At 65.5% G+C, this 22710-nt stretch carries 19 protein-coding genes, 4 pseudogenes and 1 CRISPR repeat array; of the genes and pseudogenes, 14 read left to right on the top strand and 9 right to left on the bottom strand.

The genetic code is table 11. The annotated features are described in order from the left end of the window. Positions 1 to 65: 65 nt before the first annotated feature. On the bottom strand, positions 66 to 737 hold the full coding sequence (locus tag IPK66_08265; GenBank protein ID MBK8175241.1) for a transposase: 672 nt from the start codon (positions 735 to 737) through the stop codon (positions 66 to 68). A gap of 12 nt (positions 738 to 749) precedes the next feature. Then, complete coding sequence (locus IPK66_08260) at positions 750 to 1610, bottom strand: site-specific integrase (GenBank protein MBK8175240.1); 861 nt, start codon at positions 1608 to 1610, stop codon at positions 750 to 752. Positions 1611 to 1930: 320 nt separating this feature from the next. Here IPK66_08260 and IPK66_08255 point away from each other — a divergent pair, with 320 nt between their 5' ends. The 8 genes from IPK66_08255 to cmr6 all read left to right on the top strand — a co-directional run bounded on the left by IPK66_08255 (position 1931) and on the right by cmr6 (position 8544). Next, positions 1931 to 2074 (top strand): hypothetical protein, encoded by a 144-nt coding sequence (locus IPK66_08255; GenBank protein ID MBK8175239.1) that lies wholly within the window; start codon positions 1931 to 1933, stop codon positions 2072 to 2074. Positions 2075 to 2348: 274 nt separating this feature from the next. Further along, positions 2349 to 2879: an IS630 family transposase gene (locus tag IPK66_08250; protein ID MBK8175238.1), complete on the top strand. Its 531-nt coding sequence runs from the start codon at positions 2349 to 2351 to the stop codon at positions 2877 to 2879. After that, positions 2879 to 3166, top strand: a complete 288-nt coding sequence (locus IPK66_08245; GenBank protein ID MBK8175237.1) for a hypothetical protein — start codon at positions 2879 to 2881, stop codon at positions 3164 to 3166. Before IPK66_08250 ends, IPK66_08245 begins: the two co-directional genes overlap by 1 nt. Positions 3167 to 3399: 233 nt before the next feature. Next, positions 3400 to 4986, top strand: coding sequence for a type III-B CRISPR-associated protein Cas10/Cmr2 (gene cas10 / locus IPK66_08240; protein MBK8175236.1), 1587 nt, complete (start codon positions 3400 to 3402; stop codon positions 4984 to 4986). Next, on the top strand, positions 4983 to 6173 hold the full coding sequence (locus IPK66_08235) for a CRISPR-associated protein Crm3 (GenBank protein ID MBK8175235.1): 1191 nt from the start codon (positions 4983 to 4985) through the stop codon (positions 6171 to 6173). Before cas10 ends, IPK66_08235 begins: the two co-directional genes overlap by 4 nt. Further along, on the top strand, positions 6170 to 7042 hold the full coding sequence (gene cmr4, locus IPK66_08230) for a type III-B CRISPR module RAMP protein Cmr4 (GenBank protein ID MBK8175234.1): 873 nt from the start codon (positions 6170 to 6172) through the stop codon (positions 7040 to 7042). The genes IPK66_08235 and cmr4 overlap by 4 nt, the downstream gene beginning before the upstream one ends. 20 nt (positions 7043 to 7062) lie before the next feature. Beyond that, positions 7063 to 7407: a type III-B CRISPR module-associated protein Cmr5 gene (locus IPK66_08225; protein MBK8175233.1), complete on the top strand. Its 345-nt coding sequence runs from the start codon at positions 7063 to 7065 to the stop codon at positions 7405 to 7407. 24 nt (positions 7408 to 7431) lie between these two features. Continuing rightward, a complete protein-coding gene (gene cmr6 / locus IPK66_08220; protein ID MBK8175232.1) occupies positions 7432 to 8544 on the top strand; it encodes a type III-B CRISPR module RAMP protein Cmr6 in 1113 nt (370 codons plus the stop codon). Between the two features lie 155 nt (positions 8545 to 8699). On the opposite strand, the gene IPK66_08215 is transcribed toward cmr6, so the two are convergent. After that, positions 8700 to 9263, bottom strand: coding sequence for a hypothetical protein (locus IPK66_08215; GenBank protein MBK8175231.1), 564 nt, complete (start codon positions 9261 to 9263; stop codon positions 8700 to 8702). Between the two features lie 462 nt (positions 9264 to 9725). Further along, a CRISPR array of direct repeats spans positions 9726 to 10405; the repeat unit is 37 nt; unit sequence GTTTCAATCCGCTTCCTTCAGCGGCGGGTGAGCACTC. A 209-nt stretch (positions 10406 to 10614) separates the two neighbouring features. Here IPK66_08215 and cas1 point away from each other — a divergent pair. From cas1 to IPK66_08200, 3 genes are read left to right on the top strand one after another with little or no spacing between them, the layout of a single operon-like run. After that, a complete protein-coding gene (gene cas1, locus IPK66_08210) occupies positions 10615 to 12654 on the top strand; it encodes a CRISPR-associated endonuclease Cas1 (GenBank protein MBK8175230.1) in 2040 nt (679 codons plus the stop codon). 16 nt (positions 12655 to 12670) lie between these two features. Continuing rightward, on the top strand, positions 12671 to 12958 hold the full coding sequence (cas2, locus tag IPK66_08205; GenBank protein ID MBK8175229.1) for a CRISPR-associated endonuclease Cas2: 288 nt from the start codon (positions 12671 to 12673) through the stop codon (positions 12956 to 12958). Position 12959: 1 nt separating this feature from the next. Continuing rightward, the gene (locus tag IPK66_08200) at positions 12960 to 13886 is read left to right on the top strand and encodes a hypothetical protein (GenBank protein MBK8175228.1); all 927 of its coding nucleotides are present in this window, start codon (positions 12960 to 12962) and stop codon (positions 13884 to 13886) included. 76 nt (positions 13887 to 13962) lie between these two features. Here IPK66_08200 and IPK66_08195 read toward each other — a convergent pair. Both IPK66_08195 and IPK66_08190 read right to left on the bottom strand, forming a co-directional pair. Next, positions 13963 to 14104, bottom strand: a pseudogene (locus tag IPK66_08195) (phage portal protein). A gap of 283 nt (positions 14105 to 14387) precedes the next feature. Then, a complete protein-coding gene (locus tag IPK66_08190; protein MBK8175227.1) occupies positions 14388 to 14783 on the bottom strand; it encodes a phage terminase large subunit family protein in 396 nt (131 codons plus the stop codon). 180 nt (positions 14784 to 14963) lie between these two features. On the opposite strand from IPK66_08190, the gene IPK66_08185 reads away from it, so the two are divergent. Further along, on the top strand, positions 14964 to 15716 hold the full coding sequence (locus IPK66_08185) for a hypothetical protein (protein MBK8175226.1): 753 nt from the start codon (positions 14964 to 14966) through the stop codon (positions 15714 to 15716). Position 15717: 1 nt separating this feature from the next. On the opposite strand, the gene IPK66_08180 is transcribed toward IPK66_08185, so the two are convergent. Further along, positions 15718 to 16428: a pyridoxal-phosphate dependent enzyme gene (locus tag IPK66_08180; protein ID MBK8175225.1), complete on the bottom strand. Its 711-nt coding sequence runs from the start codon at positions 16426 to 16428 to the stop codon at positions 15718 to 15720. 11 nt (positions 16429 to 16439) lie between these two features. After that, a pseudogene (locus IPK66_08175) lies at positions 16440 to 17180 on the bottom strand (DNA methyltransferase). A gap of 242 nt (positions 17181 to 17422) precedes the next feature. On the opposite strand from IPK66_08175, the pseudogene IPK66_08170 reads away from it, so the two are divergent. Further along, a pseudogene (locus IPK66_08170) lies at positions 17423 to 18447 on the top strand (IS110 family transposase). Positions 18448 to 18743: 296 nt separating this feature from the next. Next, positions 18744 to 19704: pseudogene (locus tag IPK66_08165) on the top strand (IS630 family transposase). A 7-nt stretch (positions 19705 to 19711) separates the two neighbouring features. Here the strand turns inward: IPK66_08165 and IPK66_08160 are convergent. After that, positions 19712 to 19918: a hypothetical protein gene (locus IPK66_08160; GenBank protein ID MBK8175224.1), complete on the bottom strand. Its 207-nt coding sequence runs from the start codon at positions 19916 to 19918 to the stop codon at positions 19712 to 19714. Positions 19919 to 20498: 580 nt separating this feature from the next. Next, positions 20499 to 22070: a hypothetical protein gene (locus IPK66_08155; GenBank protein ID MBK8175223.1), complete on the bottom strand. Its 1572-nt coding sequence runs from the start codon at positions 22068 to 22070 to the stop codon at positions 20499 to 20501. Between the last annotated feature and the right edge of the window lie 640 nt (positions 22071 to 22710).

Below are 22710 nucleotides of genomic sequence, written 5' to 3'. Positions count from 1 at the left end.
ACGATGGGTGCCGGCACACGGCAGCATCGGTGCTGGACAGGCGGGGCAGCAAGGGTGGCGGCCACTCATGAAGTGTCCTGCCGGAACGAGGGTTGCGGCGGCGGCCTCAGAAGGATGGCGAAGGTGATCATCGGGCCGCCGCAGCAGGGGCAGCGATCGAACGCGCTTGTAAGTTGCTTCTGCTCGGGTGGGACCTTGGTCTCGGGATCGACCGTCGGCGAGGCGGCCAGCAGCTCGCGGCGGAGCGCCAGCTTTGCTGCCTGTTGGTGATTGGCGAGGAAGCCGTAATGGCGGATGCGATGGAAGCCGTCCGGCAGGGTGTGGAGCAGGAAGCGGCGGATGAATTCATCGGCAGCGAGAACCATCAGCTTCGCCTTGCCGTGGTGGCGATAGTCCTTCCAGCGGAAGGCGACGTCGCTGCCCGTCACCTCGACCGAGCGCGAATTGGCGATGGCGACGCGGTGGGTGTAGCGACCGAGATAGGCCAGCACCTGTTCCGGGCCACCGAACGGCGGCTTCGCATAGACCACCCATTCGACGCGCCGCAGATCGCGGAGGCGACGAACGAAGCCGCAGTCGGCGCAGCTCTCGGCATGGCCGCCCAGCGCCGCCGTCCGGCACAGCGTGATGGCGCTGATCACCCGCCGTTCGACCCGGCCGAGGTGAGCGTGATGCATGCGCCGATAGGCCTCGCCGTGGCGGCGGAAGACATCCGCCACTTCCCATGTCGCCGCCATCGCGCGGCCGGATCAGGCGGGCGGCACGACCTCCAGCGTGAGGCGGTCGAGCGGGCTCTGCGTATGCCGGATCAGGCCGTTCGAGACCCGCGTGTAGCGCGCCGTGCTCGACAGGTTGGCATGGCCAAGCAGCACCTGGATGATGCGGGTGTCGGTGCCGTTCTCCAGCAGGTGGGTGGCGAAGCTGTGCCGCAGCGTGTGCACCGTCACCCGCTTCGCAAGTCCGGCCGCGGCGCAGGCGGAGCGGCAGGCCGCGTGCAGCACCTGGACGTCGACCGGCTTCGTCTCATCGCGGCCGGGGAACAGCCAGTGGCTGGCCCGGGCCAGACGCCAGTAGGTGCGCAGGATGCCCAGAAGCTGGGCCGACAGCATGACGGTGCGGTCCTTGCCGCCCTTGCCATGCTCGACCCGGATCACCATCCGCGCGCTGTCGATATCAGCAAGCTTCAGACCGACCGCCTCGGACGCCCGCAGCCCCGCCGCATAGGCCGTCGTCAACGCCACGCGGGTCTTCAGGCTCGGCACCGCCTCGAGAAAGCGCACCACTTCATCGGCATTCAGCACCACCGGCAGCGTGCGCGGCTCGCGTGCATAAGGGATGCGCTCCGGGATCTCACCGTGCCCCAGCGTGACGCCGTAGAAGAACCGCAGCGCACACACCGTCTGGTTCAGCGCCGGCCACGAAATGCCGGTCGACACCAGATGGACCTGGAACGCCCGCACGTCCTCCAGGCCAAGCTGGTCCGGCGAGCGACCAAAGTGGCCGCTGAACTTGCTGACCGCGTGAAGATAGGATCGTTGCGTCGCCAATGACAGATTGCGGACGGTCATGTCCTCGACCATGCGGCGGCGCAGAGGGCTCATCTCGGCCATCGCGGTGCTCCTGTCTGAGGATCGGGCTTCAACACGCCGTAATCCTCCCAGACGGGAGCCGCCCCCGCTAACCGATCACCCCACTCCCACGACACCGGGTTCGTTCAATCCCCACCGATCACATGAATGTCCACAGACCCTAAGCAGGATTCCCTTGGGCGATCCACATATGGCAGGCTCTGGTGGAGGGATCACTGGATTTTGGTGTTGTCATGGCGGGTCGTCCTCGGGTAGTGGCGACGGCGGAGCAGTGCGAGGAGTTGCGTGCGCTGGCCGGTTCGCCGGATCGGGCGTAAGCGGATCGGGCGCGGTCGATTTTGTTGTCGCTGCAGGGTTGGTCGAGCGCTCGGATTGCCGAAGCGTTTTCGGTCGAGCCGAACAGCGTGCGCCATTGGCGCTGGACGTTCGGTCGCGAGGGGTGGCGGGCCTGCGCGCCCGCAAGGCACCGGGGCCGGAGCCGGTGAAGGCGCGGGCGGCGCTGGCGGTGGTCTCGGCAGTGCTGACGGACGAGGTTGCCGATCGGCGGAACTGGACGCTGCCGCGGTTGCAGAACGAGATCGAGCGGCGCACCGGCGAGCGGATTTCCAAGTCGCGGCTGAGCGTGGTGATGCGCAAAAAGGGGGCTTTCGCTGGCGGCGACCCCGGCACACGCTGAAGGGGCGGCAGGACGCCCAGGCCGTCGATCGCTCCGGCCTGCGGCTTCGTCTGCTGAAGCAGCAGGCCCAGGCCGGCGACCTCGTGCTGCTGTTCGAAGACGAGTCCGAGGCGCTCACCCATCCTTATCTCGCGCATGTGTGGGCCGGGCGCGGCGCCGACCTGCGCGTCGCAGCGCCCGGCCAGGCGCGCAAGGTGGCGATGATCGGCGCGCTCGACTTCGCGGCCGGCACGCTGGTCGTCGAGACCAGCCGGAGCAAGCGAAGCAGCGATTTCATCGCTCTGCTGACGCGGCTCGACGAGCTCCATGGCCCGCGCCCCGGCCGACCGACGAAGCCGGTCGTGCTCGTCATCGACAACGGTCCCATTCATACCAGCAAGGCGTCGCGTGCCGCCCTCGCCGCGCGGCCATGGCTGTGCGTCGAATGGCTGCCGAGGTACGCCCCGGAGTTGAACGACATCGAACATGCTTGGCGTGACCTGAAGCGGCATTTCCTCGCCCATCAGACCTTCCGAGACCTCGACCATCTCGACCGCGCCATCCATGCTGCCGTCACTGACCTCAACAACGAACGCCAATCCAAAACGTGTGCAAACCTACGAATCGCTGCTTAGTGCTACACGACCGTCTGGCGAGCCCGCTGATCGTCAAGGCGCTGCCGCTTCCCGACGGCCTTTTCCTTCCCTGTGCGCTCTGGCTGAACCGTGCCTCCCCAACCTGCGGCGAGGTTGTCCTGGTGCGGGACAATCGGGTGGTTGCCAACTCGGCGGCTCCGTTTGATCAACTGGTCGCGCCGGGTGACGACGCCCACTTCGAGCCGCTCTCCGGCAAGGCAAGTCTGCGCGACGCTTTCCTCGATTGGCTGACGGCGACCAAGAAAGCGAAGAGGGCGGCGCCATGAGCGGACATTTGCTGCTCGTCACGCTGGGCCCGGTGCAGGAGTTCATCGCCGCGGCACGGCGCACCCGCGATCTCTGGTTCGGCAGCCACCTGATCTCAGAACTGGCTCGCGCCGCCGCAAAGGCACTTGTCGATCACGATGCCAGCCTAATCTTTCCTTCGCTCGCAAGGGAAGATCCTGAGCTTCAACCTTGCAATGCGCCACTGCGAAATGGCGGCGAGCCGCCGCTCGCTATCGCTAATAAATTGCTTGCCGAGGTGCCGGTAACCCAGGATCCGCAGCAGCTCGTCCTAATCACCAGGGACGCGGTCTTCTCTCGCTGGGGCGCGCTGGCTGATCAGGCGCGAGCGAACGCCAAGGGCCTGCTGGCCCTCGACATCGACGCGGTGTGGACCGAGCAGATCGAGACGTTCGTCGAGTTCCTGGCGGCGTGGGTCGAGGTCGATCCGGCACGTGGCGGTTATCGCGAGGCCCGACGGCGGGTCGAAGCGGCGATCACCGGGCGCAAGAACCTGCGCGACTTTCCGGCTTGGCAGCAGCAGCGGTTGGGTGCGCCGCCATCGAGCCTCGACGGAGCACGGGTGAGCGTGCTGGCAGACCCCCAACGGCGCGATGTGCACCTCCTGCGCCGGTATCGGCTCGCCGTGGGCGAGCAACTCGACGCCATCGGCGTCGTCAAGCGCTGCGGCGGCAACCCCGACCAGTTTGTGCCGATCGTCAATATCGCCTTTGCTGAATGGCTCTCCAGGGCGCGCGAGCAAGCACCCTTGCTGTTAAAGCAGTTGCTGCACGCTTGTCGGGACGTAGGGATCGCCCAAGTCGTCCGTGGGGATTTGCCGTGCGTGTCGCCGTTGCCGTTCGATGCCAGCGTGCTGATTCCGAGCCGGTGGCAGACGGTGCTTTACGAGCTCGGGATTGCCGCCGATCCGCAACGGTGGGGCGAACAGGCCGTAAGGCCGCTGCTGAACCGCTTGGATGAACCCTACCCCTACGTCGCATGCCTCGTCGCCGACGGTGATCGCATGGGTGCGATCCTGGATGGAATGGCCTCGGCCGATTGCCACCGCACAATCTCCCGCGCGCTTGCCAAGTTCCCTCAAGAGGCGCGCCGCATCGTCGAACAGGAGCACTTGGGTTCCCTCGTCTATGCCGGCGGCGACGACGTCCTCGCGTTTGTGCCGCTGCCGAGGGCGCTCGCCTGTGCTCAGGCGCTGAAAAACGCCTTCAGTTCGATCATGATCGACGCTTGCATAGGGCAGTCGGCGGGACCAACGCTGTCCATCGGCATCGGCATCGGCCACATCATGGACGGGATGGGTGACTTGCTGGCGCTGGGGCGGCGAGCGGAACGGCTGGCAAAACGGGACGAAGCAGAGGGGGACCGCGGGCGCGACCGAAATGGTCTCGGCATCGTTATCGACAAGCGCTCGGGCGGCACGCTGCGCTGGCGGGCGCGCTGGGACGACTGGAATGAGAATCCGGTGGGCCGATTGCTGAACGATGCAGCGCTGCTGGGCGAACGGCTGTCAACGAAGAAAGTTCATGAGATCGGCACGGCCCTACGCCGTTTCCCCGATCCCGGCCCTGGCCTTGATGGAAGCTGGACACTTGTGCTGCTTCACGACGTACGGCGGACGATCAAACGCAGCGAGACCGGGGAGGCCGCGCCATCGCCGCCTCAACTTGGACTCGAACTAGATGAGGCGACCGAATACGCGGTAGCCCACGCCCGGATTGACGGCTGGGTACGACGGATGCTGATTGCCAAAGTCTTTGCGCAAGCCGAGCCGAAACCAGATCGGTCGCAGAGGGTAGCATGACGTCCCCGCACCGCCTGGCGATGATCCCGCGCGACGGCCTGTTCTGCAAGGATGGCCGCGGCTGGTTCACCAGCGCGTTGGGACGTGGTCATGGTCTTGACTGGCCGTTCCCTTCGACCCTGCTCGGAGCATTGCGCACCGCCTATGGAAGGGTTATCGAAGCTAAGCGAGATCGGCCGCTGAGCGCCGACGAATGGCTCGAGCACACTGGTGGGATCGGACTCGGCGCCACCCTTGCTCTGCGCCGGCCGCTAGGTAGGGACTTTTCCCGGGCCGACCGGCTCTGGCCGGTACCGGCCGATGCGCTATTCGTCGAGGGGGAAGAGCAGGTGCTGCGCCTGGAGCCACAACCTGTGACCGTTCCCACCCTCAGCCGAGACGACGATAGAGCACGGGAACGCCTTTGGCGACCGACCGTCGAGACCTGCTTCAAGCCGCGGACACCACCCCGTTGGTGGGGTGATGCCGACTTCTCGGCGTGGCTTGTCGGCAACCGCGTGGTGGACGTTGCGAACGGTGGTCAAGGAGCGGTACGCATGCAGAGCCGTCTGCAGGCGCATGTGGGGATCGTCGCCGACACGCAGACGGCAGGCGAGGGCATCCTATTCACCCACGATGTCTTCGAGACCCTTGGCGCTGATCGGTGCGAGTGGGGGATCGGCTGTGAGGTCGAACTGCCGGCCGGCGGGGCGACACCGCTGCCTCCGGTCACCCTCGGTGCCGACCGGAGGCCGGCGCAGCTTGAAGAGCTTGCGCCGGAAGTCTTCGAAGCGTCGGCGGTGGTTATGGATGCATTCCGTGCGCCCGGTGGCAGCCGCGGTCTGCGGCTCGTCGCAGTGACGCCAATCGTCTGGGAGCGGGGCTGGCTTCCCGACAGACTGGCGTCTGAGGATGGGAACTATCGCGGGCGTCTAGAGCCGATTGGTGTCGAGGTCGAGCTTCGCGCCGCGTTTGTGCCGAGACCGCAAAGTGTGTCCGGCTGGGACATGGCGCGGAAACGGCCAAAGCCGGTCACCCGGCTGGTGCCGCCGGGGGCGGTCTACTTCTTCGAACGCGCCGACGGCAATACATTTACCGCCGACGATGCGGAAAAGCTCTGGTTGAGTGCCATCGGCTGCCGGGTTGGCGAAGGCTTTGGCCGGGTCGTGCCTGGGGTCTGGCGAGGGGAGGAAGACGCGCGTCGATGAAAGCAATGCCCTACATCCTCCACGCCCTCTCTCCGTTGCATGCCGGGACGGGGCAAGCCGCAGACATCATCGATCTGCCGATCGCGCGGCTGCGCGCAACCGGCATTCCGTTCATTCCGGGTTCATCGATCAAGGGCGTACTACGCGAGTCGCGCCGCCAAGACCTCGACGACAAGACTTGGCGGGCTGTGTTCGGCCCCGATACCTCCGCAGCCGCCGAACACGCGGGGGCCCTCATCGTCAGTGACGCCCGCCTGTTGGCGCTGCCGGTGCGTAGCTTTAAGGGCACCTTCGCCTGGGTCACCTCTCCTTTGCTCCTAATGCTGGCCGGGCGCGATCTCGACGGTGGCGATCGCCTTCGCCTAGCCGCGATGGACGGCCGGCAGGCACTGGTTCCAAGTGGTTCGGCTGTCATCGTCTCGGGGAAGAACCGGCTCTATCTTGAGGATCTCGATGTGCCAGCTAAAGAGGATGGCGCAAATCTTCTCCAATGGACGGAAACGATAGGGAGAGTATTTGGCGACGACATTGAAATATTCAAGAAGCGTTTCGTCGTCGTCGATGACGAGACGATGACGTTTCTGTGGGAGACGGCAACGCAGGTGGACGCGCGCGTGCGCATCGATGCCGAGACACGCACCGTCGCCAAACGTGCGCTGTGGCTGGAGGAAAGTCTGCCGCCGGAAACGCTTCTGGTCGGCACCCTGCTCGCCGACCGCAGCCGCCGAGCCGACACAAAGCTCGACCCCGCAGCGGTGCTCTCAAATGCTATCCCCGCAGCCGAGGTCATTCAATTTGGCGGCAAGGCGACAGTCGGCCGCGGCCGCTGCCGGTTGGTACCGCTCGGCGACAAGGAGGCGACCAAGTGACGCAGCCGCAGTGCAAGCTCCTGCGCGACCAGGAACGGGTCCTTTATGCCTACAAGCAGGTGGCGGGTGTCCAGGATTGCCGCGATGATTACGAAATTGCCCTGCAGACGTTCACCGGCACACTCGTGCGCAGCGGACTGGCAGCGGCGATGGCGGCATTGGAACGCATAAGGAAGCGAGAGGGCACGAAGCTGCTGCTGGATCACCTGGCGGGTGCAGGCATTCCTGGTCTGGAGGGGACCGCCGGACAGAGGCTGGCCGGCAAGGTCCGGGAACTTGACCTCGACGGCTACATGCTGGCCACTCGCGAGATGTTCAGGCTCGCCGCCTGGTTCCGCCGGGCGGTCCAGGCCGAGTTCGAGTGAGGGGCTCGCGCGATGCGGAACGCGATGCGAGCAGTCGGCATCCCGGACCATGCCGGTCTCGCCTATGAGGTCTGGGCAGACGTCTCCGGCGACACCGGCAAAGTCGACGACCAACACCTCGACGATTGGCTGAAAGGGCTCGCCGGCCAACCGGTCAGCCCGGACTATCACCAAGCCTTCGATCGCTGGCAGGACAGCTTCGTCGGCAGCCGCTCGCGGGTTATTGAGATGATCCTGGCGAGCCGCCTGCTGGTCGGCCACGGCAATGGGTCGGCGACCGACGTCGGCCTGACCCTGCATCGCACCTGGGGCGTGCCGATGATCCCGGGTTCGGCATTGAAGGGCCTGCTCGCCCAGTATGTCGAGACGCTATACGGCCCCGCTGTGGCCGGGCTCGCGCCGGACCGTCCCGATTTGTCGGAAGAAAACAAGCAGCGTGCCCGATACCAGGGTGTGACATGGCGGGACCGGCGCATCCTGTTTGGCCCGGGCGAGGTTTACCGCACGCTGTTCGGGTCGTCCGATGCCGACGGCGAGAACGGCCTTGGCCGCGCCGCTGCTATTCGCGGCGCCGTCGTGTTTCACGATGCGCTGTACGTCCCCGGAAGCGCACCAGACGACAAGCCCTTGGCTTCCGATGTTCTGACTGTCCACCAAAAAAGCTATTACGATAGCGCGGGCCAAAACGCTCCGTCGGATTATGACGACCCCCACCCGGTGCGATTCCTTAGCGTCCGGCCTAAAACCTCGTTTCTGATTGCCTTGAGCGGGCCGTCCGACTGGACGGACTTTGCCATCGAGTTGCTCAAGCGCGCACTCGCCGAATGGGGCGTGGGTGGCAAGACCAGCCTCGGCTACGGCCGTGCAAGCACTTTCCGGGTGATCACGGTTCGCCCGAAAGTTACAAGCGAGATTGTGGCGAGTTTCTCCGCCTGGCTGGAAGGATTGAGGGAGGACACTGCGCGGCACCGGTTAAAGAAGGTCCGCACCGAGTGGCTGGATCGGCTGCGACTCCTGTCGATCGCCGAGCGCGAGGTGGCCGCTGACTTGATTCGCACGCACGTACGCCGCTCCAAAATTGGAAAGGAAACCGATCAGCTGATCGCCGAACTCGATGGTGACTGTCGGCCTCAATGAAAATGAAATGCCGAACGGCGGCGTACACTTCCACGGCAAACATCCCCGGCCGCCCCCCAAAAAAGGAGACAGCCTAACCACTGGCCGGATTTTGCTCCGGCGCGGCAGCACCTACCATCGCCGCTACGCGGCCCAATTTGCCACAGCCCTACACATCAATTCACGATGTAGATAAAGTCGTACGCTAGAATCCGCATGTCGTGCATGCTGACGTACTGACACTCGCGGTTCTCGCTCAACGCGACCATAGCGCCAGCAACTGTTGGGGGCTTTTGTCCGCCGGTAATGTCGACGATGATGTGGCGATCGTGAAGCCCTTCCCGGTTCAGGGCCTCGTAGGCGTCGTGAACGGCCTGCACCAGAGCGGTCGCGTTTTCGAAGTCGATGCCGGCGGCATACGCCGGCTTCCCCGTGAGTTCGTGGAGGGAACGGATTCGAGGAGCGGTGCTTCGGTCCAGAAACATCGATCCGAACAATTTCACGAATCGCTCGAACTCGTCACAGGTGCCCTGTCGCTTTCCTCCTGTGATCGACTCGATGGTGCAAGACGGAATGACGACAATTTCACGAAGCCATCCGCTGTGGTGAGCAATGGCCTCAGCCGGCATCCGCCATGGCGATGAGCCGAGTCTATCGCGGACTTCGCGCTGGCGGATATCCTGTCCGTGAATGTCTGAATCGACCAGTTTCACGCCGGGGGGACTGAGGAACAGGATCACGGCTCGTCGCGGCAGGGGTTCGGTCTGTTCGACCGAAATCCTCAGATTTCTGCTGGCACGGCGCGCTAGCACCAAAATACCTGCGGCAACGATCGGAAAGAGGCATAGTGACGCCCAGGAGAACCCAGGCCATGAGCTAACCGCCAACGTCTCTGCCGCATCCGTGCACCAACTGAGGGTGATCAACAGCGGCAGGACGACCAGAATGACACGCCAATCTGCACCGCCGAAAGACTTGAGCGCGACGGCGGCTATGAATGGGACCCGTGTTACCCGTCCTCGGGCCGCCTCCCGCCCCCTCGCCTTCCCGCCCGATTGGCTCTCGCTGGTAATCGTAAACCCCTCTCCCAGCCGGCCCAGCGCAATTCCCCAGGTGAGCCATCTCTACCCCTCACTGGCCGCATGCAGGGGCAGCTCGGCTTCTTATCGCTTGCCCTTCTCTTACTGCATTTACCCCTCTGAGCACAAGACGGCTTCCTTCAGCGGCAGGTGAGCACTCCGAGGGGGGAAGAAAGATTGCCAAAATATAAGGCGTTTCAATCCGCTTCCTTCAGCGGCGGGTGAGCACTCCAGAAATGAGCAATTCAGATATCCGCAATCTCGGTTTCAATCCGCTTCCTTCAGCGGCGGGTGAGCACTCTGGGCTTCGCGACATGCCGCTTTCGCTCGAGGAGTTTCAATCCGCTTCCTTCAGCGGCGGGTGAGCACTCCTGCTGAGAGTGCACCTATGTCTTTCATCAAGTTTCAATCCGCTTCCTTCAGCGGCGGGTGAGCACTCCTTATAGAGTTACTTATCTGTATGCTCAACTTCGTTTCAATCCGCTTCCTTCAGCGGCGGGTGAGCACTCCTTCGATGCAGAGACAAACGGCCTTTGGGGCCAGGCGTTGTTTCAATCCGCTTCCTTCAGCGGCGGGTGAGCACTCTTGCTTCTTCTCTCAGTCAAGAGGAGAGGCAGGAGAGTTTCAATCCGCTTCCTTCAGCGGCGGGTGAGCACTCCCCCACCAACCTGACCGCGAACGGCACCGACGCGAGTTTCAATCCGCTTCCTTCAGCGGCGGGTGAGCACTCTAGCATCACCTTCCCCTTCACAACCAACGACTTCGTGTTTCAATCCGCTTCCTTCAGCGGCGGGTGAGCACTCTTACCCTCTCGAAACCACTTGGTGCAAACGGATTTTTTACCATACTTTCCGCGGGCTGAAGGGGCATCAAGCATTTTCGGAAGCCTTTCGCCCTCGAAAGCCTCCCCAAAACTTGGTTTTCTCGATATTTTTCATAAGCGTGCTGCTTCTTCCACGGGGTCGGAGAACCGATTCCGACGAAAAGACCCGCCCTGAAAGCCGAGGCCACTATGGCGACGCTCGCCGGCGACGACAACCTTTTCGAACGCGCCAGCCGGCTCGACCGGTTGGAAACGGCGTGGGCGCGTGTCCGCACGAACGCCGGCTGCGCGGGCGCGGACGGTGTAACCATCGAGGCGTTCGGGCAACGGGCAGCCCCTCGCCTGCTCGGCCTGCATCGGCGGCTCCGCGACGGGACCTACCGGCCGCAGTCCTTGCGATTGTTCGAGATTCCGAAGACGGACGGCTCGCCTCGTCAACTCGCGGTGCCGGCGGTGATCGATCGCATCGCCCAGACCGCGATCACGCAGGCTCTGACACCCCTTATCGATCCGTCCTTGGAAGACGTTAGCTTCGCCTATCGGCCGGGCCGGTCCGTTCAGCAGGCGGTCGACACGATCCGTCGCTGCCGGGAACAGGGCTTCGACTGGGTGCTGGAAGGCGACATCGAGCGCTATTTCGACCGCATCCCGCACGAGCCGCTGATGGCGAAGGTGGAGGAGGCACTGGCGGGATGGGCCGGGGCGGACCTGGTGGCCGACCTGATCGCGCTGTGGCTGGAGGCTGGAGCGCTCTCGCTCGACAGCCCCGGCGTCGGCATTCCGCAGGGTTCGCCGCTCTCGCCGCTGCTCTCCAACCTCTACCTCGATGCCGTGGACGAACATTTCGTCAAGCTGCATGCCAGGCTGCGGCTGGTTCGGTTCGCCGACGATTTCGTCATCCTGGCGCGCGAGGAAGCCAAGGCGGCGCAGGCGCTGGAACAGATGCGAGGACTGCTGGCGGAGCACGGCCTCGGCCTAAACCCGGAGAAGACCAAGGTCGTCAGCTTCGATAAGGGATTCCGCTTCCTCGGCCACCTGTTCGTTCGATCGATCGTGTTACCGTCGCCGAAGTCGGCAGAAGAGGAAGGTCAGGGCGCCGACGCCGGCGAGCAGCTGTTGCGGTGGATCGCCACCAGGGACGCGGAGCAGGCAACGGCCGAGGCGGAGCTCGCGGCCGATCGGGCCGCCGGGCTCGATCCGGGACTGCGCGTGCTCTACCTCCTGGAGCCGGGCCGGGTGCTGTCGTTGCGCAATCAGGCGTTCACGGTGGTTCAGCAGGGCCTCGGCGGCCGGCAGGAACTGATTGCGATCCCGCCCAAGAGGGTGGACCGGATCGAGATCGGTCCCGCTTGCGCCGCCGATGACGAAGCGCTGCGCCAAGCGCTCGCGACGGACACGGTCATTCACTTCGTCAATGGTCACGGCGAGACCATCGGCATACTGGCGCCGCCCGAGACCGAACACGCGGCGCTACATCTGGCACAAGCGCGGACCGTGATGGCGGAGGAGTCACGGGTCGATCTGGCGCGCCGGATCGTCGAGGGCCGGCTGCGCAACCAGCGGGCGCTCCTGCATCGGCTCAACCGCAAACATCAGAACGCGGCGGTGCTTGAGCCCTTGACCCGGCTCAACAAGATGATCCGGCGGTTGAGCGTTGCGTACGACGTGCCGGCGCTGCTGGGACATGAGGGGGCGGCGACCGCCCTCTACTGGCCGACGCTGGTGCTGTTGGTGCAGCCGGACTGGGCATTGGCGAGCCGGGACGGCTTCAAGCGGCAGCGGCGCCCTGCAGCCGACGCTTTCAACGTCGTCCTCAATTATCTCGCCTCGCTGTTGGGGCGCGATCTGTTTGTGCTGGCGGGCCGGCACGGTCTGCATCCGGGGTTCGGGGCACTGCACTCGGCCGGGGACGGCGAACATGCCTGCGTCTACGACCTGATGGAGGAGTTCCGGGCGCCGCTCGCCGAAGGCTTGGCAGTCTACCTGTTCAACAACCGCATCGTGCAAAAGGAGATGTTCGCGACCCTCGGGGACGGAACCATCCGGCTCGGCCGCGAAGGGCATGGGCCGATCATCCGCGGCTACGAGAACTGGCTCGAGCGAGACATCAAGAGCCCGCGCACCGGTAACCGTGTACAGTGGCGGCGGCTGGTGGAGGAGCAGGTGGTCGCGTATGCCGAACATTGCCGGGGAAAAGAGCCGTACCGACCGTACGCCATGGATTATTGACGAGGAAGAGAGGGCGATGGCGCGGGTCGAGATGCTGATGGTGTTCAGCTACGACATTGGTGACGACCGGCGGCGACGGCGGGTCGCGAAGATCCTAGAAGACATGATGGTGCGGGTGCAGGAGAGCGTGTTCGAGACCCGGTTGTCGGCTCAGGCGACCGAGCGGATTGTTCGTCTACTCGAGCCGGAGATGGCGCCGGGCGATAGTCTGCGCGTCTACGCGGTCGGCGCCGACTCGCTGCCGCGCTGCCGGCAGATTGGCGGCGCACCGATCATGGAAGACCATGACTTCTGGTTGTTGTGAGGTGGCGGGCTCCGCAGACGGGCTGGCGGGACGGCTGTTGAGTCCGGCGCGCCGGGTTGCGCTCACCGATCTTCCGGAGCAGTGGTTCCACAGTATCGTGGTGGTGCGGTGTCGTGGCGCGCGGTCGGTGGTCGACGTTCCGCAATTCGCGGGTAAACTGCGTGGCGCCTGGGGGGAACAGCTGAAGGCGACGGCATCGGCGGAAGCGATCGCCGGCGGCGCCTGCGGCTGGCAGCCACCGTGCGCGCTCGACGTGTTCTTCCGCACCCAGGGCCGGATCACCCCGGCACTCGAAATCCCCAAGCCGTATGTGCTGGCGTTGCTCGCGGACGGCGCCGACCTACTGGTGCGGCTGACCCTGTTCGGCTTCGCCACCGATTGGACGGAGACGGCAGCAGAGGCGCTGGTCCGAGGTTGCCGGACGGCGTCTTGTCGGGGTCGGCTGCTGGAGGTGATCGACAGGCGGTACTGGAGCGAGGAGTCGATCCCGACCGCCGAGGCGCCAGCCGCCCTGGTGCTCGCGTTCGAGACGCCGCTCGAGATCCGTCTGAAGCACCCTGCCGAGCGCGATCGCACTGATCAAACGAACGAGAGTTCTTTCAACCTCGCGACGTTGATCGCGACCCTCGGCAACCGGGTGAGCGGGCTGGCGCGCTGGCAGGATGCATCGGTCGATTCAGACTTCCGTGCGTTGAAGGATCAGGCGGCGGCACTCGACGTTCAGGTGCTCGATCATCTGCCCGATCGTTGGAAGCGTTTTTCCCGCCGCCAGGGACAGTGGATTCCGATGGCCGGTCGGCGCCTGGTGGTGATGATTGAGGGCGGGCTGGCGCCGCTGATGCCGTTGCTCGCGATCGGCGAGATCTGCCACGCCGGCAGTCACACAAGCCTAGGACTAGGGCGGTATGCGCTGCTGGTGCCTCGATAAACAGAGATTTGATCGGTGGTCGTTGTTGAAGTCTTGGGTTCTCACGGTTCAAGATTAGCATTTCCGACTGGTGCCGCTGCAGCTGCAGCGGCCCGTTCTCCGGCCGCCGGGGACGCAGGCGGACGAAGCACTCGCCGGCGATGAACATCTCGCGCGATCAGTGCCTGCAGGCCGTAGAAGTCGGTGATCCCGTCGGCGTCGGCCTCGTCGGTCCACTCGCGCCGCAGCTGCGGCAACCAGGCGAACAGCCGGCGCGAGCGCATCGCGCTTTCGAGCCGCTTGCGGCGCTCCGCGCTCGCGTCGGAACAGCCGCTGCATCATCACAGCCCCTTGCCGTACTGGTAGACGTAGATCCGTCGCGGCAGCGGGGTTCCGGCGGCGAGCTGGGAGTCAGCGCCCCGTCGATCTCATCGAGGCCGCGATACTCGACGCTGCGGCCCTCGTAGATTACCCGGGCGTAACCGGTGGCGCGCGCCTTGTCGAGAACGTCGATCAGCGCGGTCAGTTCAGCGGGGCTGGCCACCAGTCGGTCATCCATGTGCTGGCGACGGCGACGCGCGTGTGTCGCCGCAGGATACCGGACGGCGCGGGCGATCGCGGCGGTTGGTCCGCAGCCGCTGTTCGGCTTTCGAGGGTCCGCCACAGCCGATCGCCGAATCGGTCGATGCCTGCCAACCAGCCCGCGGCGCGGGCGTAGACCCGGCAGTCGGGCGTTTCGTTGCGTTCGCGGAGCTTCTGCCAATCGAGACGCTCGAAGCCGCGGCGCGTCTTGACGCTGACCAGCTGCTCGGCGACCAGCTGCTTGATGCGCTCGGCATCGATGCCGAGCGGCACATGGACGTAGCCGGCCGGCCAGGCGACGCCGGCCTCGATGTCATCGTCGATCGGCGCATCCAGGTGAAGCGGCTCGAGGCCGCCGCCGGGGCTTTGGGCAAGCGCCTCGAGGTGACCGTGCGCTGATCTTTAAGTTGCTGTACATGCTCGCGTATTTTGCTCTTTCTGCCCCACATGGGCCTCGCTGGTGGCCGCCAGCGAGCATACTGTCTGCACTACCACAACCCACAGGAGCACGGACCGATGAGCCACTACAGCAAGAAAGCCAACGCCCGCCGCGCCGCGACCGCCGCGCGGATCGATCCCGAGACGGTTCGCTTTTTCCAGACCGACGAGGGTTGGACGTGGGCGCCGATCGATGCCACCGCCGCGTCGGCCGAGCTGCCGGCCGCCGACGCGGCCGTCGAGAGCTTCGAAGACGCCGCGCCGGCGCGCACCGCCAAGACGCGGGCGGTCCGGCCGCACCGCGCTTTGGGCCTGATCCGCCCGGACCAGATCGCCGAATGCTGGGAAGGCGTTTCGCCGGACCTTTGCGGCGCGCTTTGGGCGGCGATGGCGCATGTTCCGCTCCATACCGGCGAAACACCGCCCGAGCCGGACATCGGCGCCGTTTCGACCGTCTGGCAGCACTTCACCCAGGACCAGCAGCGGGCGCTCAACGCGCTTGCCAAGGCCCGCAACGCCGCCCAGGCGAAGAACGCGCCGCCGGCACCGCCGGCCCGCCGCGACGCGCCGCGTGGCGCCTGGCTTCGCGAAGGCGAAGAACGGGCCGAAGCGGGCGCGTTGCCGCCGGTCCCGGACTTCTCCGCGGCAACCCATGCGCCGTATCGCAAGAAGCTCGCGGCGTTGGTCCATCTTGCCGAAACCGGCGATATCGCCGGGCTGCGCGCCGTCGAAATCAAGCCCTATTCGTCCTCGCCGAAGGCAATGGCGCGCTATCGCGACCTTTGCGTCAAGGCGCTCGAGAACGCCCCGCGCGAGGACCAGGCGGCGTAGGTCACGCCGCCGCCGGGCCGGTGACGTTCCAGAACAGCACCGCGTCCGCACCGCGCCGGACGCGGCAAACGTCCCAGGCCTTGGCGTCGTAATGCGGATCGGACGGGAACGGCGGCGACGATCGCGCCGGTTTCCCGAACGGCGCCGGATAGACATGCACCATCGCGCCGGCGACGTCCGCCGGCGCCAAAGCCCGCCCGATTTGGACGGCGTGCCGGCGGGCGTCCGGCCATGCCTGCGCCAGGCCCCGCGCCAGCACCCCCGAGCCGGCCGCGCACCAGACTTCGTCGGGCGCCACCCCCGTAGCCCGTGCCGCGGCAGCGATCGCCGCGATCGCTTCTGGGAAATCCAGCCCGAACGGCATCAGCCGGGCGCCGCTGACCGCGCTATAGGCGCGGGCACGGGCGCGGGCGCATGACAGATACCCCGGCCGAACCTCGACGACCTGGGCGCCGAGAACCCGCGCCTGGGCGGTTCGCGGATGCGGGCGGGCGCGGGCGGCGACGAACAGCGTCGCCCGCTTGCCCAGCGCCGCCGCGACCTGGGCGATCGCCGTTTGCGCGCCGCCCTCCGCCGGCGTGGCGTAGACCAATTCGTCGGCGGTGGCGAACAGCGCCGGCAGGAACCGCGCCTTGGTGCCGCCCGGGAAGCGGTCGTCACGGACGACGAGGATGCGCTCGTGGGTTTCGACGATCGGCGGCGCGACGTCCATGGCGCGACCCTCTACGCCGCCGCGGGATCGTCGTCGAGGACGGCCTCGCCACCCGCGTCCGCCGCCTCGGCGAATTCGACGGCGCCGCACGCTTCGGTCGCCCGGCGGGGATCGCCCTTGACGAAGACCAGCACGCTCTGGTGGGTCTTGCCCAGCTTGCGGGCGGCCGTGAACTGCCGGCCGACCCGCACCGGCAGCGAGCCCACCGCCGTGACCAGCACCGCCTCGTTGTAGAGGCGCAGGCCGGCGCGGACGAAGGCGTCGACCGTATGCCCGGGCAGGCCGTAGTAGCAGCCGTCGGCACCGCGGGCGTCGCCGACGACGAAGCAGGCGAAGCGATCGGGCTTCAGCAGGCGGCAAGCCGCGGCGACGATCGCCGTCAGCGCCTTGCGGAACCGCGGATAATCCATGGTCGATAAATCCCGCGGATCGTCCGAGTAGCGTTCGAGATCGGCATAGGGCGGGCAGGAGAACACGAAGTCGGCTTCGATGCCGGCGGCGATGGCGGCGATATCGCGGGAGTCGCCTTCCCGCCAGTCCGGCGGCGGATCGCCGGCCAGATGCTGCTGCGCCCGGTTGGCGGCGATCTGCTCGCCGCGAAGATCGACGCCGACATACCGCCGGCCGAGGCGCGAGGCGACGATGCCGCGCACCGAGCCGCCGGCGAACGGATCGAGGACCACGCCGCCCGGCGGGCAAAACCACCGGTAGGCGATCTCGCACAGCATCGGATCGAAGATCGAGGTGCCGGAGCCGGCGTCGAGGATCTGCCGCGAGACCGGATCGCTGGGCGCGCGATCGCCGTGCACGAACGTCAGGTTGCCGCGCGCCCGATCGAGCGGCATCGCCGCCCCTGCCGGGATGGCGTCAGAGCGGTTTCACGGTGAGTAGAATCTGGATTCCCCCGGGGGGGGGGGGTTGTGTGATTATGGGATGGCCCGCCCCTTTCTGCGGCATCCGGTAGGATGGCGCCTTGAGGAAGGAGGGGACGGGCATGGACATCGCGGTTCTGGGGATTGATCTGGGTAAGAACGTCTGCAGTGTTGTGGGGCTGGACGGGTCCGGTCGGGTGATGCTGCGGCGGCGGGTGCGGCGCGAGATGCTGGAGCGGCTGGTTGACGGGTTGCCGCGGTGCGTTGTGGCGATGGAGGCCTGCTGTGGGGCGCACCATCTCGGGCGGGTGTTTGGCGGCCAGGGCCATGAGGTTCGGCTGATGTCGCCGGAATACGTGCGTCCGTACGTCAAGGCGCAGAAGAACGACGACCGCGACGCCGAGGCCATTGCGGAAGCGGCGACGCGGCCGACGATGCGGTTTGTGCCGGTGAAGAGCGTGGCGCAGTCCGACGTGCAGGCGCTGCATCGGGGGCGCGAGCGGCTGGTGGCGGAGCGCACGGCGCTGATCAACCATCTGCGCGCTCTGTTGCTGGAGCGCGGGATCACTGTCCCGCAAGGTCGCGGAAAGCTGGCGGTGGAGCTGTGCACCTTCGCCGACGAGGACGACAGCCGGTTGAGCCCGCGCATCCGGCTGCTGATCGAGGATTTGCGTCGCGAATGGCGGACCCTCGACGAGCGGATTGCCGGCTTCGATGCGGAATTCGCGGCGCTGGCGCGCGAAGACGAGGCGGCGCGCCGGCTGATGACGATCCCCGGCATAGGCACGATCAATGCCACGGCGCTGGCGGCGGCGGTGGGCGATGCCCGGACCTTCGGGCGTGGACGCGACATGGCGGCATGGCTGGGTCTGACGCCGCGACAGCGGACCACCGGCGGCAAGCCGCATCTGCTCGGGATCAGCAAGCGCGGCAACCGCTACCTGCGCAAGAACCTGATTCATGGCGCGCGAGCGGTTCTGCCGCGGCTCGCTGATCAGCCGACGCCGCTGGGAAGATGGGCGCGGGGCTTGCTGGCGCGCGCCCGAAGAACGTCGCCATCGTCGCCTTGGCCAATAAGCTGGCGCGGATCGTCTGGGCGGTGCTTGCCCATGGCCGGGCTTACGACGCGGAGCTTGCCGCGGCATGAAGATCCGGGGACGGTACGCGCGTCGCAGTGACGACCGGCCGACGGTGTCTGCGGGTGGTGGAAAGGAAGATGGCCTGACAGTCGAACGGCAGCCTGTAACCCTGGCCCATTGAACGGTCGATCGAGGCCGTTGTGATTATGAGGACCAAGCTGCGCGGATCTCCATCTTGGCCGGGCAAAACCCGAGACCGGATACGTTGACGCAGACTGGACAGCGCCAAAGTCCGAAACACCCCTTGCGGACGGGGCGGGCCATACGTTCATCGGTTTCCGGTTTTGGTGGGCCGGAGGCGGCGATGGGTTGGCGTCGAGGGCAGTCGTATTCGCAGGACCTGCGCGAGCGGGTGCTGGCGGCGGTCGATGGCGGGATGACGGCAGCCGACGCGGCGGCGCTGTTCCGGGTGAGCGTGTCTTACATCTACAAGGCGCGGCTGCGGCGGATGCGGACCGGCGAGACGACGGCGCGGCCGCAGCGCTGCCATCTTGCCCGCAAGCTGGCGGTCCACCACGAGGCGATCAGCGCTGAGGTCGCGGCGCGGCCCGACGTGACGCTGGCCGAGCTGCGCGCCTGGCTTTCGGAAAAGCACGGCGTTACCACCAGCATCGGTGGGCTGTGGAATACCCTCGACCGGCTCGGGCTGACGCTCAAAAAAAACCGCGGCATGCCGCCGAGCAGGAGCGCGCTGACGTTGCCGCCGCCGGCGACGCCTGGCGACAGCGGCAGCCGAAACTGAACCCCGCACGCCTGGTGTTCATCGACGAGACCTGGGCGACCACCAACATGGCACGCACCTGCGGGCGTTGCCGGCGCGGCCAGCGGCTGCGCGCCGCCGTCCCGCACGGCCACTGGAAAACCTCGACCTTCGTCGCCGCCCTGCGCAGCAACGGCATCACCGCCCCTTTCGTCATCGACGGCGCCATTAACGGACGCGTCTTTCGCACTTACGTCGAGGAGGTTCTGGCTCCATGCCTCGCCGAAGGCGGCGTCGTCGTCATGGACAATCTCGGCGCGCACAAGGTCGAAGGTGTCCGCCAAGCGATCGAAGCCGTGGCGCCAGCGTCCTCTACCTGCCACCCTATTCTCCGGACCTCAATCCCATCGAGCAGGTCTTCGCCAAGCTCAAGCAACTCCTCAGAACTGCCGCTGCCCGCACCATCAACGACCTCTGGACCAAAATCAGAAGCCTCCTCGACAGCTTCTCCTCCAGGGAATGCACAAACTACATCACCAATTGCGGATATCGACAGTCATCGTGAAATCGCTCTAGCCGGCCGCGGCAATCGCCTTGCCCCTGCCGTTGCCGCGCGCGCCGGACGTCGCATACTCCGCCGCCGGCAGCGGCGAGAGATGGGCCAAGCGGATTACCGGGACTTCCCGCAGCCCCGGCAGGCGCGCCGCCAGATGCCGGCCGTGACCGGCGATGATTTCGGATCGCCATCCGCTCGATCGCCTCGGGCTGAAACCGCACATTGGTCATCGTCGGCATTCCGGAGAGATGCGTCGGCGGCATGGCTAGCCGGCAACCCAAATTCGGCGCCTATCGCTGGCGCTATGCCGCGCTTAATCGCCCCGTGTTGCGAAGGCGCCGGGAAGTACCTACGGCCAGATCAACCGGACCATCGCCGCTGTCGGATCCTTCGTTGATCCGTTCGGGATACCCGTCCTAAGGCTCGATCCGCCGCTTCGCCTTCGGTATTCTCGGATGTTCATTTGTTCCTTTTCGCTCCACGCCTTTGACGGATAAGCTTTCCTTCTAGGGTTAGAAGAGCTGCAAGGGTTTTACTCCACAACCCTTCCACGTTATCCCGTTGTAATCTATAACTTGCTTTATGGGTTGGAAGCGTTGGAAAGGTTTTAGTTACATACATATTACGTATGCGCGCCTAATACGTAGGGCGTCACAGCCCTTCCATCCCTTCCAACCTTTCACAGTATGCTGGAAGATCAATGGCTTACCGGGCAGGCGTCACGGAAGCCAACTCTTCCAACGCCTCCAACCGTTCAAGAGTTTTTGGCAAGTCAAAGACTTGCGCTCGCGCACGAGCGAGCTTCAACCGTTCTCCGCCGGAACTGCGGCGCGATGCCCGCCATGTTCGTTGCGGCGGGCGTCGTCCGCCTCGACGATCGCCGCCGCCATCTCGTTGAGCGCAATATCAAGATAGTACACGCCGTTGGACAACCATTTCGCGACGCCCATATCGCCCAGGCTCAGCCCAAAGCGGGTCTGTGAAATCGGATCGCGCGCCTGCTCATCGCACCAGAGCACATACGCCCGGTAGAGACGCTTTGCGCGAACGTTGCCGACCCCCGGGCCGCGAACGCACCACTCGCTAAGGAACGGGCGGAGCGGATCGCTTTCGATGCGGTAATCAGACGTCGCCGCCCGCACTTCGCCGGGGATGTTCAACCCGTCCGCGAGGTACAGCCGCGCGCCCTCGAGGAGCCAATTCAAAACGCCTGGCGCTTCCGCGCGCAGCCGCTGCAGCAGTCGCTTGTCTCGCTCCTCCGGGGGGATCGTCTGGTCGAACGGCACCAGCAGAAGCCGCCGCCAGGTGCCCTCGTCCTGTCCACGCACCTTCGGGCGGTTGTTGCAGCTGACGACCAGCTTAAACTGCGGAGCGAACTCGAAGAAGCCCTCGCGCAGGTGCCGCGCCAGGATGGTGCTTTCCCCCGTCAACGTCTTGATGACCGCCTCCGAAAACGCCCGGCCGAGTTCGGGTTCGGATGCTGTCACCAGCCGCACACCGGGCAACCGGGCGATATCCGGCGACGGTTCCGAGCCGCGCTTGCGATCGTCCTGCAGCAACGACGCGAACGGCAAAATCTGCACGTAATCGCCCATAACGAAGCGCAACGTATCCAGCAACGTCGACTTGCCGTTTGCTCCTGCACCGTGAAACATCACAATCAGTTGCTCATGCGTATAACCGGTCACGCAGTAGCCGAACCACCGTTGCAGAAACTCGCGGACCCGGACGTTCGGAAGAATTGTGGCGAGGAATTCGCGAAAAACAGGAAAACCCGCGTCCGGATCGTATCGAATCGGCATCAGCTTCGTTAGATAATCTTCCCGTCGGTGCGGGCGACAGCGAAGATCGCGGTCGAGTTCCATCGTGCCATTCTTGACGTTGGCGAGTTCTGGCCGTGCGTCGAGTGCCGCCAAGGGCACGTTCAGATGCGGGCGCGCCTCGCGCAGCATCGCGCTGATCGCCCAGGACGATCCGGATCGCCGAGCGTGCGTCAGCAGTGCCTTGGCGCGCTCGGGATGTTCACCCATCAGCTTGCGGCTCTCGCCGCGGATCGCGTTGGCCGTGTTCTGCGCCGCGACCTGCGCCCGGTCTTCGCCATCCTCGCGGTTCCAACGGCCTTCGTGCCACGCGTGCCAACCGAGGCCATGGACGGAACAGCAGTCCTGGCCGAACCGTGCCTGCAGACGCCGGGCATTGCCGAGGTCGTTTAGCGTCCGCCAGGCGCAATAGCTGTCGACATCGCCGTCCCACTGGCCGTAGGGCAGCTCGTCCGGGCTTTCGATCGGCGGCAATTCCGGCGCATCGTTGATCCCTTCGACGACCCTCGCCTCGCGGGAACGCCCGTCTTCGTCATCGTCGTCGGGATCGCTCATGCCGCCCTCGCCGCTGACAGTGGCTGCAAGTGTCGTCTGCCGATGACAGCAAATCGGCGATCGGGCGAGGCGCGCAGTTGTTTTACCGGGCTGACACCGCAGCCGCAAACAGCAGCATTGAATCTATTCGTCATGACCCTCGTCCTACTGACCGAGGGCTGTTTTACGCTCCTACAGAAGCGCTAAAAAGCGCCATAAAAGTCGCCGAAAATCATTTTCCAGCTTTCGTTTAAGGCTGATTATTCGGCTGACAATTTCCTGTATACGGGTCCTATCTTGCCAACGATCGATTTGACTGTTGGAACATTATGACCTGGAAGCGAGTGCCCCGCCCATTCTTGCAAGTACCGAGCTTCCTCTGTGACTGTAGCGGCGAGTTCTCGGCGCGCAGCACGCAGCTGCAGTTCGGCGATGATCTCCGGCATAATCGTGGGTCGACCGGGGCGCCGCGCCACCTTGCTATAATGCGCGGACACGTTGGGGGCTTCCGCTGTGGCAACGGCTTCCGAGGGCTCGAATACCCGCACTGCCACGAACTCGAGACCGCCGCCGCGTGCGCCGCAAAGGCCGAATTTTGGACACAGGACGTCCCACAGATCGCCCGGGATAACCTTCCGGCAAATTTCGGATCCCAGCGGTA

Source organism: Rhodospirillales bacterium (assembly GCA_016712595.1).
Lineage (GTDB): Bacteria > Pseudomonadota > Alphaproteobacteria > Rhodospirillales > Defluviicoccaceae > Defluviicoccus.
This window is presented reverse-complemented; position numbering and strand designations above follow the sequence as displayed.